At 68.3% G+C, this 14,267-nt stretch carries 15 protein-coding genes; 4 read left to right on the top strand and 11 right to left on the bottom strand.

Going from position 1 to position 14,267, the window contains the following annotated elements:
- The 6 genes from paaK to ACPP3B_RS06080 form a co-directional block, all read right to left on the bottom strand.
- Window positions 1–1,326 (bottom strand): phenylacetate--CoA ligase PaaK, encoded by a 1,326-nt coding sequence (paaK, locus tag ACPP3B_RS06105; RefSeq protein WP_299020281.1) that lies wholly within the window; start codon window positions 1,324–1,326, stop codon window positions 1–3.
- A gap of 38 nt (window positions 1,327–1,364) precedes the next feature.
- Window positions 1,365–1,850, bottom strand: a complete 486-nt coding sequence (paaI, locus tag ACPP3B_RS06100) for a hydroxyphenylacetyl-CoA thioesterase PaaI (protein ID WP_299020283.1) — start codon at window positions 1,848–1,850, stop codon at window positions 1,365–1,367.
- 109 nt (window positions 1,851–1,959) lie between these two features.
- Complete coding sequence (gene paaX, locus ACPP3B_RS06095) at window positions 1,960–3,048, bottom strand: phenylacetic acid degradation operon negative regulatory protein PaaX (protein WP_424860048.1); 1,089 nt, start codon at window positions 3,046–3,048, stop codon at window positions 1,960–1,962.
- Entirely contained in the window at window positions 3,035–3,595 is a 561-nt protein-coding gene (flhC, locus tag ACPP3B_RS06090) for a flagellar transcriptional regulator FlhC (protein WP_424860047.1), read from the bottom strand. Before flhC ends, paaX begins: the two co-directional genes overlap by 14 nt.
- A 64-nt stretch (window positions 3,596–3,659) precedes the next feature.
- Window positions 3,660–4,028: a flagellar transcriptional regulator FlhD gene (gene flhD, locus ACPP3B_RS06085; protein ID WP_299020289.1), complete on the bottom strand. Its 369-nt coding sequence runs from the start codon at window positions 4,026–4,028 to the stop codon at window positions 3,660–3,662.
- A gap of 192 nt (window positions 4,029–4,220) precedes the next feature.
- The gene (locus ACPP3B_RS06080; RefSeq protein ID WP_424860046.1) at window positions 4,221–4,784 is read right to left on the bottom strand and encodes a cob(I)yrinic acid a,c-diamide adenosyltransferase; all 564 of its coding nucleotides are present in this window, start codon (window positions 4,782–4,784) and stop codon (window positions 4,221–4,223) included.
- A gap of 102 nt (window positions 4,785–4,886) precedes the next feature.
- On the opposite strand from ACPP3B_RS06080, the gene ACPP3B_RS06075 reads away from it, so the two are divergent.
- The 3 genes from ACPP3B_RS06075 to ACPP3B_RS06065 are packed head-to-tail and all read left to right on the top strand — an operon-like array spanning window position 4,887 to window position 7,139.
- Entirely contained in the window at window positions 4,887–6,311 is a 1,425-nt protein-coding gene (locus tag ACPP3B_RS06075; protein ID WP_424860045.1) for an FAD-binding oxidoreductase, read from the top strand.
- Window positions 6,308–6,571, top strand: a complete 264-nt coding sequence (locus ACPP3B_RS06070) for a hypothetical protein (protein WP_424860044.1) — start codon at window positions 6,308–6,310, stop codon at window positions 6,569–6,571. The genes ACPP3B_RS06075 and ACPP3B_RS06070 overlap by 4 nt, the downstream gene beginning before the upstream one ends.
- Entirely contained in the window at window positions 6,525–7,139 is a 615-nt protein-coding gene (locus tag ACPP3B_RS06065; protein ID WP_424860043.1) for a GGDEF domain-containing protein, read from the top strand. The genes ACPP3B_RS06070 and ACPP3B_RS06065 overlap by 47 nt, the downstream gene beginning before the upstream one ends.
- Here ACPP3B_RS06065 and ACPP3B_RS06060 read toward each other — a convergent pair.
- From ACPP3B_RS06060 to mnmG, 5 genes are all read right to left on the bottom strand, one after another.
- Window positions 7,070–7,906, bottom strand: coding sequence for a class I SAM-dependent methyltransferase (locus ACPP3B_RS06060; protein WP_424860042.1), 837 nt, complete (start codon window positions 7,904–7,906; stop codon window positions 7,070–7,072). The genes ACPP3B_RS06065 and ACPP3B_RS06060 overlap by 70 nt on opposite strands.
- On the bottom strand, window positions 7,903–8,880 hold the full coding sequence (locus ACPP3B_RS06055; RefSeq protein ID WP_424860041.1) for a ParB/RepB/Spo0J family partition protein: 978 nt from the start codon (window positions 8,878–8,880) through the stop codon (window positions 7,903–7,905). The genes ACPP3B_RS06060 and ACPP3B_RS06055 overlap by 4 nt, the downstream gene beginning before the upstream one ends.
- A 98-nt stretch (window positions 8,881–8,978) precedes the next feature.
- Window positions 8,979–9,749: a ParA family protein gene (locus ACPP3B_RS06050; RefSeq protein ID WP_299020303.1), complete on the bottom strand. Its 771-nt coding sequence runs from the start codon at window positions 9,747–9,749 to the stop codon at window positions 8,979–8,981.
- A 134-nt stretch (window positions 9,750–9,883) separates the two neighbouring features.
- Window positions 9,884–10,570 (bottom strand): 16S rRNA (guanine(527)-N(7))-methyltransferase RsmG, encoded by a 687-nt coding sequence (rsmG, locus tag ACPP3B_RS06045; RefSeq protein WP_424860040.1) that lies wholly within the window; start codon window positions 10,568–10,570, stop codon window positions 9,884–9,886.
- Window positions 10,567–12,573: a tRNA uridine-5-carboxymethylaminomethyl(34) synthesis enzyme MnmG gene (gene mnmG, locus ACPP3B_RS06040; RefSeq protein WP_424860039.1), complete on the bottom strand. Its 2,007-nt coding sequence runs from the start codon at window positions 12,571–12,573 to the stop codon at window positions 10,567–10,569. The genes rsmG and mnmG overlap by 4 nt, the downstream gene beginning before the upstream one ends.
- A 146-nt stretch (window positions 12,574–12,719) precedes the next feature.
- On the opposite strand from mnmG, the gene ACPP3B_RS06035 reads away from it, so the two are divergent.
- Complete coding sequence (locus tag ACPP3B_RS06035; RefSeq protein WP_424860038.1) at window positions 12,720–14,261, top strand: ATP-binding protein; 1,542 nt, start codon at window positions 12,720–12,722, stop codon at window positions 14,259–14,261.
- Window positions 14,262–14,267 lie beyond the last annotated feature (6 nt).

The raw sequence follows: 14,267 nt of genomic DNA, 5'->3' as shown, positions 1-14,267 counted from the left end.
TCAGATGACGCGGGGGCGTTCGTCCTGCACCCGGCGGGCCTTGCCGGTCTGGGTGCGGGGCAGCGTGTCGGCATCGAGCACGGTGACGCGCGTGCTCACGCCAATGAAGGTCTTGATGCGGTGCTGCAGCTCGCGGCCGATGGCGGCGCGCTCGGCATCGCTGAGCCGACCGCTGGCCGCCCGCTGCAATTCGCAGCGCACCTCCAGATGGTCCAGATGCCCCTCGCGGGTGAGCACCAGCAGGTAGTTGCCCGACAGTTGCGGGTCGCGCAGGATCTGCTCCTCGATCTGCGTCGGAAAGACATTCACGCCGCGCAGGATGATCATGTCGTCGGTGCGCCCAGTGATCTTGCCCATGCGGCGAAACGACCGCGCCGTGGGCGGCAGCAGCCGGGTGCGATCGCGCGTGCGGTAGCGGATGACGGGCATCGCCTCCTTGGTCAGTGAGGTAAAGACCAACTCGCCCTCCTCGCCATCGGGCAGCACCTCGCCCGTGTCGGGGTCGATGATTTCGGGGTAGAAGTGGTCTTCCCAAATCACCGGCCCGTCCTTGGTTTCGATGCACTCGTTGGCCACGCCGGGGCCCATGACCTCCGACAAGCCGTAGATGTCGATGGCGTCCAGCCCCAGCTTGCGCTCGATTTCGGCGCGCATGCCCTCGCCCCAGGGCTCGGCGCCGAAGATGCCGACTTTGAGCGAAATCTCGTCGGGGCCAATGCCCAACCGCTCAAACTCCTCGGCAATCACGAGGGAATACGACGGCGTGACCATGATGATGTCGGGCTTGAAGTCCAGGATGAGCTGCACCTGCCGCTCGGTTTGGCCGCCGGACATCGGAATCACGGTGCAGCCCAGCCGCTCCGCGCCATAGTGCGCGCCCAGACCGCCGGTGAACAGCCCGTAGCCATACGCGACGTGCACGATGTCGCCCGGGCGGCCACCGGCGGCGCGAATGGAGCGCGCCACCAGCTGCGCCCAGGTGTCGATGTCACGCTGGGTGTAGCCGACCACGGTGGGCTTGCCCGTCGTCCCCGACGAGGCGTGCACGCGCACCACCTGCTCGCGCGGCACGGCAAACAGGCCGAACGGGTAGTTGTCGCGCAAGTCGGCCTTGGTGGTGAACGGGAATTTGGCCAAGTCGGCCAGCGTGCGCAAATCGTCGGGGTGCACGCCCGCGGCGTCGAACTTGGCGCGGTAGTGCGGCACGTGCTCGTACGCGTGACGCACGCTCCACTGCAGGCGCTGCAGTTGCAGCGCCGCAATCTCGTCGCGGCTGGCGGTCTCGATCGGCTCCAGGTCACCGGGGCGCGGGGCTTTGACGGGCATGGTCGGGTCTCCTCTGCTGGGGGTCGGTTCGGTGGCGTTCAGTCCCGGCTGGGTTGTGCTGCGGTCGGCTGCAAGCCCGCGATCACCTCACCGCCAATGCGGTAGCTTTTGCCGCGAAACAGCGCCACCGTCTTGCCACCGCGCACGCGCACCGTGATGTCGTACACGCCGGTGCGCCCGGCCAGCGAGCGCTCCTCGGCCTCGGCCTCCAGCACGTCGCCCTCGCGCGCTGGAGCCAAAAAATCGATGTGACAGGCCGACGCCACCGTGTTGTGGTTGTAGCTGTTGCAGGCGTAGGCAAAGGCGCTGTCGGCGAGCGTGAAGATCAGGCCGCCATGGCACAGGGCATGGCCGTTGACCATGTCGCGCCGCACCGGCATCGACAGCACCGCGCGGCCGGGCGCGATGACCTCCAGCCGCATGCCCAGCGCCTGCGTGGCGTGGTCGCGCGACCACATCGCGGCCGCGACCGCCTCGGCCAGGGCCTGCGGATCGGTGGGGGGGGCGTCGCGCTGCGGATTCATCGTGATACAAAAACAAGTGCGTTGTGACGTGTTTCAGTATCATGCAAAGCGCGCGGCAGCGCATCAGGGTTTTCCCGATGCGCTCCATCGCAGGGTTGGTGAAAGCGGCTCAGCCCAGCCGGGGCGCGCCGAGCGAGCACTCGTCGTCGAGCGGCTCGAAGCGCTGCCACAGCCACGGGGCGGCGGCGGGCGCGTGGCCGTCGGCCAGGCGCAGGTGCGCGTCCAGGTGGCGTTCGGCCGGCGCCAGCAGCAGCCGGTACAAGCGGCGGCAGACCTGGCGCGCGCGCTCTCCGGGCCAGTCGCGCGGCAGCAGTTCTTCGGGCAACTGCGGGTCGCGCAGCAGCAAACGGCGCCAGTCGTGGATGAGCAGCGTGCGTCCCAGAAACGCGCGCTCGGGCGGTGGCTCACCGTGCGCCTGCACCTCGGCACCGATGGGCTCGTAGCGCGCGACGAAGGTCACATAGGCCTGCGCGAGCGCGTCTAGATTCCACGCCTGGCGTACCAGATCGCGATCCGGGGCCGTGCCACGCAGGGGCAGGCGCTCGGCACGCAGCGGCAGCACGTGGGCGCGGTGTCTGCCCAAGCCGTCGGCCTGCAGCGCCTCCAGCGTCGCTGTGAGGTCGGCACTCGGGTGCACGAACACGCTGCCCGGAAGCTCGCCGTAGCCCTGCCAGTACAGCGAGCGACGCAGCCGCTCGCGCTCGCGCGCCGACAAGGTACCCGTCAACAGGAGCAAGCGCCAGCGTAAGTCCCAGCGGGGCGCCCGGGCCGCGTAGATCTGGCGCGAGGCTTCCTCGAAGCGCACACGACCGGCCTCGGTCAGCATGTAGTCGGTGCGGCGCCCGCGGGCCTGCGTGGTCAGCCACCCCTCTTGCACCAAGCGGTAGACGGCGGTGCGCACCAGGCGCTCGTTGACCCCGAGCGGTTCGAGCAGCCGGATCAGACTGCCCAACCACAGCCGCGCCCCGCGCGGCAGCACCGCGTCGCCAAACACCGAGACGATGAGCGAGCCCGCCTGCACACGCCCCTGGCGGGCAAAGGCCTCGATGCGCGCCTGCAGCGGCGAGCCAGTGGCGCCGTCGTCGACCGGCGCGGCGGCAGTAGACACGGACAGAGGCCGGGTGAGCGTCATGCCCCGATGGTAGCGCCAGCGGCGCTGCCCCGCCGGGGCCAGCGGCGGCGCGTCAAGCGTCGGCACGCAGGGCGCCGTCAGCGCGTCCCTTGCCAGCACGCGCCGGTGGCTTGCACAGGCCACAGACGTAGTGGCGGGTATTGATGTACGGGTCGGCGACGAAGTGACCACCACAGCATGTGCAGCGGGTGCGCACCAGCATGCCCGCATCCATGAAGCGCGCCAGCCGCCACGCGCGCGTGAAGCTCAGCAGCGGCTCCAGTCCGCACACCTGCATCTGTTCGGCGTACAGGCGGTACGCCTTCATCACGGCGTCGATGTCGTCCAGCGCCACGGTCTTGATGAGCGACTGACGGATGTTTTCGAACAGCGACGCGTGGATGTTGGGCTGCCACTGCAAGAAATAATCGGTGGAAAACGGCAGCTGCCCCTTGCTGGGCGAACGCCCCGTGACTTCCTTGTACAGGCGCAGCAGCTTTTCGTACGACAGGTTCGTTTCGCTCTCCAGCACCTGCAGCCGCGCGCCCAGGCCGATGAGCTCGATGGCGCGCTCGATGTCGCGGCTTTCGCTGACGATGCTCTTGGAGGCGGATTTGGCGGTGGCGGTGGTCATGGCAGGCTCCAACATTGGGGGTAGCAGGTGCTTGGGCAATTCAGCGAAGGCGGCCGCAGGCGGATCAGGCCGCGGTGTCGGCCAGCCGACCGGCCATCAGGATGCTGGCGTGCAGGCGCTGGGCAGCCTCGCCCACCGAGCGCTGGGGGGCGTGGCTACTGGTCAGCAACTTCCACACGATGTCGTCGGCGTCCTGGAAGCGGCACAGCAGCGTGTTGTGGCTGGCCAGCTTGACGATTTGCGCGGGGGTGAGCGCCGCGATCAAATCGGCCGCCGTTTCGCTCAAGCCCAGGCGGAACGTCGCCTCCGCCTTGTCGGCACGGATGAGGCGCTGCGCCAGCATCAGGTAGGTCAGGTTCGCCTCGCGGATTTCGGCCAGCAGTTGCTCGCGCTCGGCATCGAGGGTGTGGGTAGCGGCGGCGGTAGCGGTCATGGCAGCACTCCTTTTCAGGGTTGGCGCTTGCCGGGCATCAGGGTTTAGCACAGCCCGGGAGCGTTGGTTCGTTGAAAAGGATTGTGAAAACCGCCCTGCTTTCCTTGAATCCGAAGGTGTCTGTTCGCGCCGTCAGCGCGCCGGCGACGTGCGTGTCAGGCAAATACCGATACGCACGTCGGGCGCGCACCATCAATCGTCACCACGCGCCAGGCGTTCGCTCTTCCAGTACACGTCGTCGCCACCGTCGACCCTATTGAGCACGCGCGCCAGCACGAACATCAGGTCACTGAGCCGATTGAGGTACTGACGCAGTGCGTCGCCGATGGCCTCCTCGTTGCCCAGTGCCACCACGCTGCGCTCGGCGCGCCGCGCCACGGTGCGGCACACGTGCGCCAGGGCAGCCGCGCGCGTGCCAGCGGGCAAGATGAACTCGCGCAGCCGCGGCAGCTGCGCGTTGTAGCGCTCCAGCGCCGCATCCAGCGCCGCCACGGCCTCGGGCTGGAGCAGCTCGCAGCCCGGGATGCTCAGCTCCCCGCCCAGGTTGAAGAGCTGGTGCTGGATCTCGACCAGCAGCTCGCGCACATCGGCCGGCATGGCCTCGCACAGCAGCACCCCGATGTGGGAATTGAGCTCGTCCACGTCGCCCATGGCGTGCACGCGCAGGCTGGCCTTGCTGACGCGCTGGTTGTTGCCGAGCCCCGTGGTGCCGGCGTCGCCGGTGCGGGTCGCGATTTGCGTGAGACGGTTGCCCATGCGGGGTTCCTCCAGTAGCGACAGGGCGCGCGGGGCGCCGATAATCCACTCATTATCGGCAACGACGCCGAGGCCCGCGTTCCGCCCCGCAGGAGACCCCCCATGAACGCTCCGCTGACCACCCCCCTGCTGCCCGAGGTGCGCGAGCGGCCGCTGCCGCCCGACGCCTTGGCCGCGCTGCAAGCGCGCTTTGGCGCGCGCTGCTCGACTGCGCTGGCGGTGCGCGAGCAGCACGGCCGCGACGAGTCGGCCTACACCCACATCCCGCCGCCCGCTGCCGTGGTGTTTGCCGAATCCACCCAGGACGTGGCCGACGCGGTGCGCATCGCGGCCGCGTGGCGCGTGCCGGTCATCCCGTTTGGCGTGGGCTCCTCACTGGAGGGGCACCTGCTCGCGGTGCAAGGCGGCATCAGCCTGGATGTGAGCCGCATGAACCAGGTACTGGCCGTGCAGCCCGAAGACCTAACCGCCACCGTCCAGCCTGGCGTGACGCGCAAACAACTCAACGACGCGGTCAAGCACCTGGGCCTGTTCTTCCCCATCGACCCGGGGGCGGATGCGTCGATCGGCGGCATGGCCGCCACGCGCGCCAGCGGCACCAACGCCGTGCGCTATGGAACCATGCGCGAAAACGTGTTGGCCTTGGAGGTCGTCACCGCCAGTGGCGAGGTCATCCACACCGGCACGCGCGCGCGCAAGAGCAGCGCGGGCTACGACCTGACGCGCCTGTTCGTCGGCAGCGAAGGCACGCTGGGCATCCTGACGCAAATCACCGTGCGGCTGTATCCCTTGCCCGAGGCCGTCTCGGCCGCCATCTGCTCCTTCCCCAGCATCGAGGCGGCCGTGCGCACCACCATCGCCATCATCCAGATGGGCATCCCGATCGCGCGCTGTGAGCTGCTCGACGCGCGCACGGTACGCGCCGTCAATGCGCACAGCAAGCTGGGCCTGCGTGAGGAGCCGATGCTGCTGATGGAATTTCACGGCTCACCCAGCGGTGTGCGCGAGCAGGCCGAGGCGGTACAGGCGATCGCCGACGAGTACGGGGGACAGGCCTTCGAGTGGGCCACCACCCCCGAGGAACGCACGCGGCTGTGGACGGCGCGCCACAACGCCTACTTTGCTGGCGTGCAAAGCCGCCCGGGCTGCCGCGCCATCACCACCGACGCCTGCGTGCCCATCAGCCGGCTGGCCGACAACGTGCTGGCCGCCGTGGCCGAGGCTGACGCCGCCGGACTGCCGTATTTCATGGTCGGGCACGTGGGGGACGGCAACTTCCACATGGGCTACCTGATCGACCCCAACGACCCGGCCGAGCGCGCCACCGCCGAGCGCCTGAACCAGGCGCTGGTCCAGCGCGCCCTGGCCAGCGGCGGCACCTGCACCGGCGAGCACGGCGTGGGCTTGCACAAAATGGCCTTTCTGCATGCCGAGGCCGGCGACGGGGCGCTCGCGGTCATGCGCGCCATCAAGGCCGCGCTCGACCCGCACGATATCTTGAATCCGGGCAAGGTGCTCCTAATGTGAGTGCGCACGGACTGGTCCATTCCCCGCGACGCGCTTGGCGCACCAGCGTCATCGCCACCTGGATCCTCGTCTTGACCACGATGGCGCAGGCGCTGCTCATCGCGCGTGGCGTGGAACGGGTACGTGACATCGGGCACGCGTTCGAGGCGGTCGTCGAGCGCTGGTTGCCCGCCGCCCAACTCGCACTTTGGCTTCGGCCTAGCAGCGGGCTTCGTGGTGGCGCGGGTGATCCGGCGCGCCGAAGACGTGCTGCGCACTGAGCCCGAGCACGCCGATCGTGCGGCCCACACCGACGCGCTGACCGGGCTGCTCAACCGGCGCGGCTTCGAACGCGCACAGCAGCAGTGGCGGCGTACGGCGCAGCCCGGCGAGGTGCACGCCCTGCTGCTGATCGACCTGGACCGCTTCAAGCCGATCAACGACGAAGCCGGTCACGACGCCGGAGACGCCGCGCTGCGGCGCATCGCAGCCCTGATGCGTGACCATGTGCGCCCGCAGGACGCCGTGGCGCGCCTGGGCGGCGACGAGTTCGCCATTCTGTTGCATCGGCGCGACGCGGCGCAGGCCGTCGCCGTGGCCGAGCGCCTGCGCGACGCCATCGCGGGCTTGGGGTTCGAGTGGGGCGGTCGGCGCTTTGTCTTGGGCGCCAGCATCGGTGTGGCCGCCTTCGATGCGGGCCACACGGCAGACGACGACTGGTCACGGGTGCTCAAAGCCGCCGACGACGCCTGCTACCGGGCCAAGCGCGCCGGGCGCAATCAGGTGGTCTGCGCGGGCGAGACCTCCGCGACCGAGGCGGCCGGAGAGCCGTCCTCGGTCATGCGGTAGGCCCACACCGGCCGACCGTCAGGGCAGCGCCAGACCACGGTCGGCGCCCAATCGGGCACGGCAAACTCCAGGCTCACCAGCCACGCGCCAGGCTGCATTTCGGCCGCCGCCTTGGCCGCTGCGCGCGGCATCGTCTCGGGCCGCTGAAACAGATACACCAAATCGTAGCCCGACCAATCTTCAGCCCACAGATCGCCCTGGCGCACCCGGGCACCGACGGGCGCGCGCGCCCGCGCCAACCATACCAGCGGCCACGCGCGCTCAATACCGGTCAACTCGGCATCGGGATAGGCGCGCTCCAAGGCGCACAGCCCATCCCCGGTGCCGCAGCCGGCATCCAGCACGCGCGCGCGCGGCGCCAACCAGACCGCGTCGCGCAAGCCATCGAGCGCGCCGGGCGGCGTCGGATACAGCGGCGCGTCGCGCCAGTTGCGCAGTGGGTACAGCGCCAGCAACGCCAGCGCCAGCACGGCCCACGCCCACACCGGCGGCGTGGGCACCAGGCCGGCGGCCAGCACCCACGACAGCGGAAAACCCAGCGCCATGATGACGCGCCGCACGGCCGTGCCGCCGCGGCGGATGGCCCACAACACCGACAACAGGACGACGATGCCGAACGCTTCGGCCGGGGGGCGCTGCAGGCCGACCCGCAGCGCGACGAAAGCCGCCCAGGCCGCGGCCCACAAGGCCAGCGCAGGCAGTGGCCAGCGGTCGCGCGCCGCCTCGGGGGGCGCTCGATGGGTGGCGTTGCGGCGCGGCGCTGTCACGGCTGCAGCGCGCGCAGGCGCTCGATCAGCCCGTTGAGCTCGTCGAGCGAGCCGAACGCGATGGCCAACTCGCCTTGCTCCTGCACCCGGCCGTGGCGCTTGACGCGCTTCTTGATGCGCACCTCTACCTCGGCCGCCAGCAGCTCGGACAACTCCTCCTCCACCCGGCGCACGTCGCGCGATTTTTCGGCCTTGGGGCGCGGGGGCGTGAGGGCAAATTCAGCCGCCAGGCGCTTGACGAGCGACTCGGCCTCGCGCACCGACAGCCCTTTGGCCGCGATCTGGTGGGCCGCGGTGATCTGGCTGGCCCGATCCAGGCTCAGCAGCGCGCGCGCGTGGCCCATGTCCAGGTCGCCCGCCATCAACATGGTCTGCACCGGCTCGGCCAATTGCAGCAGGCGCAGCAGGTTGGTGGCCGCGCTGCGGGAGCGGCCCACCGCTTGCGCAGCCTGCTCGTGCGTCAGCCCAAACTCCTTGATCAAGCGCTGCAGCCCTTGCGCCTCCTCCAGTGGATTCAGGTCTTCGCGCTGGATGTTTTCGATCAGCGCCATCGCGGCCGCCGCTTCGTCTGGCACCTCGCGCACCAGCACCGGCACGCTATCCAGCCCGGCCAGGCGCGCGGCGCGAAAGCGGCGCTCACCGGCGATGATTTCGTACACTGGGCGCTCGCCCGGGGGCGCGCCCTCGGCAAAAGCACGCCCGGCTGGGCTGGCGTGCCATGCCGCCAGCCGCTGCGCACCAACGTCGTCCGCCAACCGGCGCACCAACACCGGCTGCATCACACCCTGCGCGCGAATGCTCTCGGCCAGCTCGTACAGCGCGCCCTCGTCCATGCGCGTGCGCGGCTGATACGCACCGGGCACCAGATCGCACAGGCGCAGCTCGCGCGGCGCGTCGGGCGCCTCGGCGTCGACCGACGGGCCCAGCAGCACCTCCAGTCCGCGCCCCAGCCCTTTGGGTTTTTTCTGGATCATCGATCTATCCTCTCGTTTTCCTCGTGTCCCGTTCGCGTCAAGGGACTGCCCCCCGCGGCGGGCGGCATGGTGTGCCCGCGCATCGCTGGTTCTCGCCGTCACAAACGCTCGACGCGCGCCACCATCTCGCGCGCAAAATCGACGAACGCCTTGGACCCGCGCGCCGAGGGGTCGAACACCACCCCCGGCAGGCCGTAACTGGGCGCCTCGGCCAAGCGCACGTTGCGCGGGATGACGGTGTCGAACACCTTGTCGCCAAAGTGCCCTTTGAGCTGCTCGCTGACCTGCTGCTGCAGCGTGATGCGCGGGTCGAACATCACCCGCAGCAGGCCGATGAGCTTGAGTTGGCGGTTCAGGTTGGCGTGCACCTGCTTGATGCTGTTGACCAAATCGGACAGTCCCTCGAGCGCGAAGTATTCACACTGCATCGGCACGATGACGCCGTGCGCGGCACACAACCCGTTGAGGGTGAGCAGACTCAACGACGGGGGGCAGTCGATGAGGACGAAATCGTAGTCCGCCTGTACGGTCTCCAGCGCATCGCGCAGCCGGTGCTCGCGGCGCTCCAGCGCCACCAACTCCACCTCGGCACCCGCCAGCTCGCGATTGGCGCCCAGCACGTCGTAACCCACCGCATCGCTGCGCCGGGCCGCCGCGGGCACCGTCGTCTGGCCCAGCAGCACCTCGTACACCGTGGGTTGCAGCGTTCGTTTGTCCACGCCCGAGCCCATGGTCGCGTTGCCCTGCGGATCCAGGTCAACCATCAGCACCCGCTGACCGATTTGGGCCAGCCCCGCGGCGAGATTGACCGTGGTGGTGGTCTTGCCCACCCCGCCTTTTTGGTTGGCGATGCAAAAGACGCGCGCCATCGTCAGCCCTTCCGTTCATCGGCGTCGATCCGCCCCAGGGAAAAGGCGCCGTCACCGGCGCCCCGGATCGAATCGCTATTGCTTCAAGCTTGCGGCCGCGCGCTGCACGGCGGCGGCAGGGTGCGAGTTTACGGTCATTCGTCGCCTGCGGGCCGCATCCAGACCAGACAGCGCTCGGCCCCCAGCCCCGGCACCGACAGGTGTTCCACGTGAAACACCTGCACCGTGGCGGGCAACGCCGCCATCTCGTCGTGGGGCACCCGGCCTTTCATCGCCATCCACACCCCTCGTGGAGCCAAGGTGTGGCGCGAACACGCCACGAAGTCGGCCAGCGCGGCGAAGGCCCGTGAGCACACCACATCGTAGGCGCCCGCCACGGCCTCCACGCGCGCATGCACGCCGGACAAGTTGGCCAACGTCAGGTTGGCCGCCACTTGGGTCAGGAAAGCGGCCTTCTTGGCTACCGCATCCACGCACGTCACGGCGAGGTCCGGACAGGTGATGGCCAGCACGACGCCAGGCAAACCACCGCCCGACCCCACGTCCAGCACGCGGGCGGCGCTCGGCGCAACGCTTGCGGGCGGCATCGGCGGCAGCCCCAACTGGCGCCGCAGCGGGGGGACGACCGCCAAGCTGTCCAGCACATGGTGGGTGAGCATCTCGGTCGGCGAGCGCACCGCCGTCAGGTTGTACACCCGGTTCCAGCGCAGCAGGGCTTCCAGGTAGTCCAACAGGCACTGCACGGCGCTATCCGGCAGCACCAGCCCGAGGTCCGCCAACCCCGCTCGCAACGCGGGCTCCAGATCGCCGACCGTCGTCATGCCGCGCGCGCCTCGCCCTCGGCATCCACCGCCACGCCCGACGGGCTGCCTACGGAAGTATCGGCAAACCCCTTGAAGCGGCCGCGCTTGAGGTGAATCAACAGCAGCGAGATCGCCGCCGGCGTGACGCCCGAAATGCGCGCGGCCTGTCCCAACGTCTCGGGCCGGTGTTTCTGCAGCTTTTGCCGCACCTCGATGCTCAGCGCCGCGACCTGCATGTAGTCCAGATCGGGGGGCAAGCGCAAATGCTCGTAAGCCGCGGCGCGCTCGACCTCGTCGCGCTGACGCTCGATGTAGCCCGCGTACTTGGCGCCGATCTCCACTTGCTCCACCACGGGGGCGTAGAGGTCGCCCAAGGTTTCACGTGAAACGTCGGGTGCGGCATAGCGCCCATCCTCCAGCGACATCAGCGCTTCGTACCCGACGCCCGGGCGTCGCAGCAAGTCGAACAGGTTGTATTCGTGCTCGATCCCTTTGCCCAGCACGCGCTCGGCCTCCGCCGCCGACACGATGCGCGGGTTGACCCAGGTCGATTTGAGGCGCTCGGTTTCACGTGAAACCGCGTCACGCTTGCGGCAAAACGCATCCCAGCGCGCGTCGTCCACGAGCCCCAGGCGACGCCCCGTCTCCGTCAGCCTCGCATCGGCGTTGTCCTCCCGCAGCTGCAAGCGGTACTCCGCGCGGCTGGTGAACATGCGGTACGGCTCCGTCACGCCCTTGGTGATCAGGTCGTCCACCAACACGCCCAGGTACGCCTCATCCCGCCGCGGCACCCACGGCTCGCGCTCCAGCACCTGCAGCGCGGCGTTGATGCCCGCGTACAGCCCTTGTGCTGCCGCCTCCTCGTAGCCCGTGGTGCCGTTGATCTGCCCGGCAAAAAACAAGCCGCGGATGGCCTTCGTCTCGAATGTGGTCCGCAACCCGCGCGGGTCGAAATAGTCGTATTCGATCGCGTAACCCGGGCGCAGGATGTGTGCTTTTTCCAACCCGGCGATGGAGCGCACCATCTCCACCTGCACGTCGAACGGCAAGCTGGTGGAAATGCCGTTCGGGTACACCTCGTGCGTGTCCAGCCCCTCGGGTTCCAGAAAGATCTGATGGCTGTCCTTGTCGGCAAAGCGGTTGACCTTGTCCTCCACGCTCGGGCAGTAGCGCGGCCCCACTCCCTCGATCTTGCCGGTGAACATCGGGCTGCGGTCGAACCCGCTGCGGATGATGGCGTGCGTGCGCGCGTTGGTGTGCGTCACCCAACACGGCAACTGCGGCGGATGCATCTCGGGCCGCCCCATGAAGCTAAACACCGGCACCGGCCGCCCCTCGGTCTCGGACCCGGGCATGCCGTCCCCGGGCTGCACCGTGCAACGCGACCAGTCGATGGTGCGCCCGTCCAAGCGCGGGGGCGTGCCGGTCTTGAGCCGCCCTTGCGGCAACTGCAGTTCTTTCAGGCGCGCCGACAAGCTGACCGCGGGCGGGTCGCCCGCACGACCGGCGCTGTAATGCTGCAATCCGACGTGGATTTTGCCGTCCAGAAACGTGCCCGCCGTCAGCACCACCGCGCGTGCGCGGAAGCGCACGCCAATCTGCGTCACGGCGCCCACCACCCGGTCACCCTCCAACATCAGGTCGTCCACCGCCTGTTGAAACAACCACAGGTTGGGCTGGTTTTCTAGCCGACGCCGAATCGCGGCCTTGTATAGCTTGCGGTCCGCCTGGGCGCGCGTGGCACGCACCGCGGGGCCCTTGCTCGCATTGAGGATGCGAAACTGGATCCCGGCCTCGTCGGTGGCCAGCGCCATCGCGCCGCCCAGCGCGTCCACCTCTTTGACCAGGTGTCCTTTGCCAATGCCGCCTATGCTGGGGTTGCAGCTCATCTGCCCCAGCGTCTCGATGTTGTGTGTCAGCAGCAGCGTGCGGCAGCCCATGCGGGCCGCCGCCAGCGCGGCTTCGGTGCCGGCATGGCCGCCGCCGACGACAATGACATCGAACTCCTGTGGGTACAGCATGGACTGGTCGCTCCAACAACGACAGGCCGGCTGCCTGCAAGGCCCGGCCTAAGAATAATGAAAGGGAGCGATTTTCCCACGATCGACCACGCCGCGCACATCACCCCGATTTACCCACCCCACCTCATCTGCCAAAATCGTCCGTCATGCAGCGGCTCAAACTGCCCATCGGCATCCAGACCTTCCGCGACATCCGCGAAGGGGGCTACTACTACGTCGACAAGACCGCGTTTGCGCACCGGCTGGCCACCACAGGCAAGTACTACTTCCTCTCGCGCCCGCGGCGCTTCGGCAAATCGCTCTTTTTGGATACGCTCGCCGAACTCTTCGCCGCCAACGAGCCGCTCTTTCGGGGGCTGTATTGCCACGACAAGCGGGATTGGTCCAAGCGGCATCCCGTCATTCGGATCAGCTTCGCCGAAGGGCGGCTGGAGAGCCGAGAGCAACTGGATGAGCGCATCCGCGAACTGCTCGACAACCACCAGCGCTCCCTTGGAATCCACTGCGAGCACCGCTCCATCTCGGGCTGCTTTGGCGAGCTCATCGAGCGGGCCACGCAAAAATACGGCCAACGCGCCGTCGTCTTGGTCGATGAATACGACAAGCCCATCCTCGACAACCTCACCGACCCCGACGTCGCCCGCGCCATGCGCGATGGGCTGATGAACCTCTACTCGGTGATCAAGGGCCAGGATGGCCACATTGAGTTTGCCTTTCTCACCGGGGTCTCCAAGTTCAGAACAGCGTCGATCTTCTCGGGCCTGAACAACCTCAACGACATCACGGTCGATGCGGCCTACTCGGCCATCTGTGGCTATACGGAAGCAGACGTCGATACCGTCTTCGCCCCGGAGCTCGAGGGGCTCGATCGCGACGACATCCGCCGCTGGTACAACGGCTACCGCTGGTTGGGCGAGTCGGTCTACAACCCGTTCGATGTGCTGCTGCTGCTGCAAGAGCGCACCTTTCGCGCTTACTGGTTCGAGACCGGCACACCCACCTTCTTGGTCGATTTGCTGCGCAGCCGCCAGACGTTTATCCCACAGTTGGACACCCTGGTGGCCGATGATCAGCTCCTGGGCGCGTTCGATGTCGAGTACATCGGCACGGAAGCGCTGTTGTGGCAGACGGGCTATCTCACTATTACCGGCGTGGAGCGGCTCGGGGGACTCGTGCAGTACCAACTGGGCTACCCCAACCGCGAGGTGGAAAGCGCCTTCAACCAGGCGCTGCTGCGCGCGTGGGTGCCACCGCAGGTGCCCACGCAGCCGCTGCCGCTTCTGAAGAAGTGGTTCGCGCTCGATTGGACTGCCCTGCGCGCGCACTTCGAGTCGCTCTTTGCCAGCATCCCCGCCGACTGGTACCGGGCGAATCCCGTGCTGCACTACGAGGGCTACTGGGCCAGTGTCTTTTACTCGCACCTGGCCAGCCTCGGGCTCGATCTCACCCCGGAAGATGTGACCAACCAAGGTCGCATCGACTTGATGCTGAGACTCCCGCAGGCCATCGTCATCATCGAGTTCAAGCGCATCGATGGCGACCAACCCACGGGCGAGGCGATGGCGCAGCTGCGGCAGCGGGGCTACGCCGACAAATACCGCGCCGACGGCCGCCCCATCTGGCTGCTGGGCGTGGAGTTCAGCAGCACCACGCGTAATGTGGAGGGATGGGAGGTTGAGCCTGCCTGAGATGGT

Origin of the sequence: Tepidimonas sp. HKU77 (assembly GCF_049728535.1) — a bacterium.
Classification (GTDB): domain Bacteria; phylum Pseudomonadota; class Gammaproteobacteria; order Burkholderiales; family Burkholderiaceae_C; genus Tepidimonas.
The sequence above is the reverse complement of the archived record's forward strand: the minus strand, read 5'-3'. Positions and strand labels throughout refer to the sequence as shown.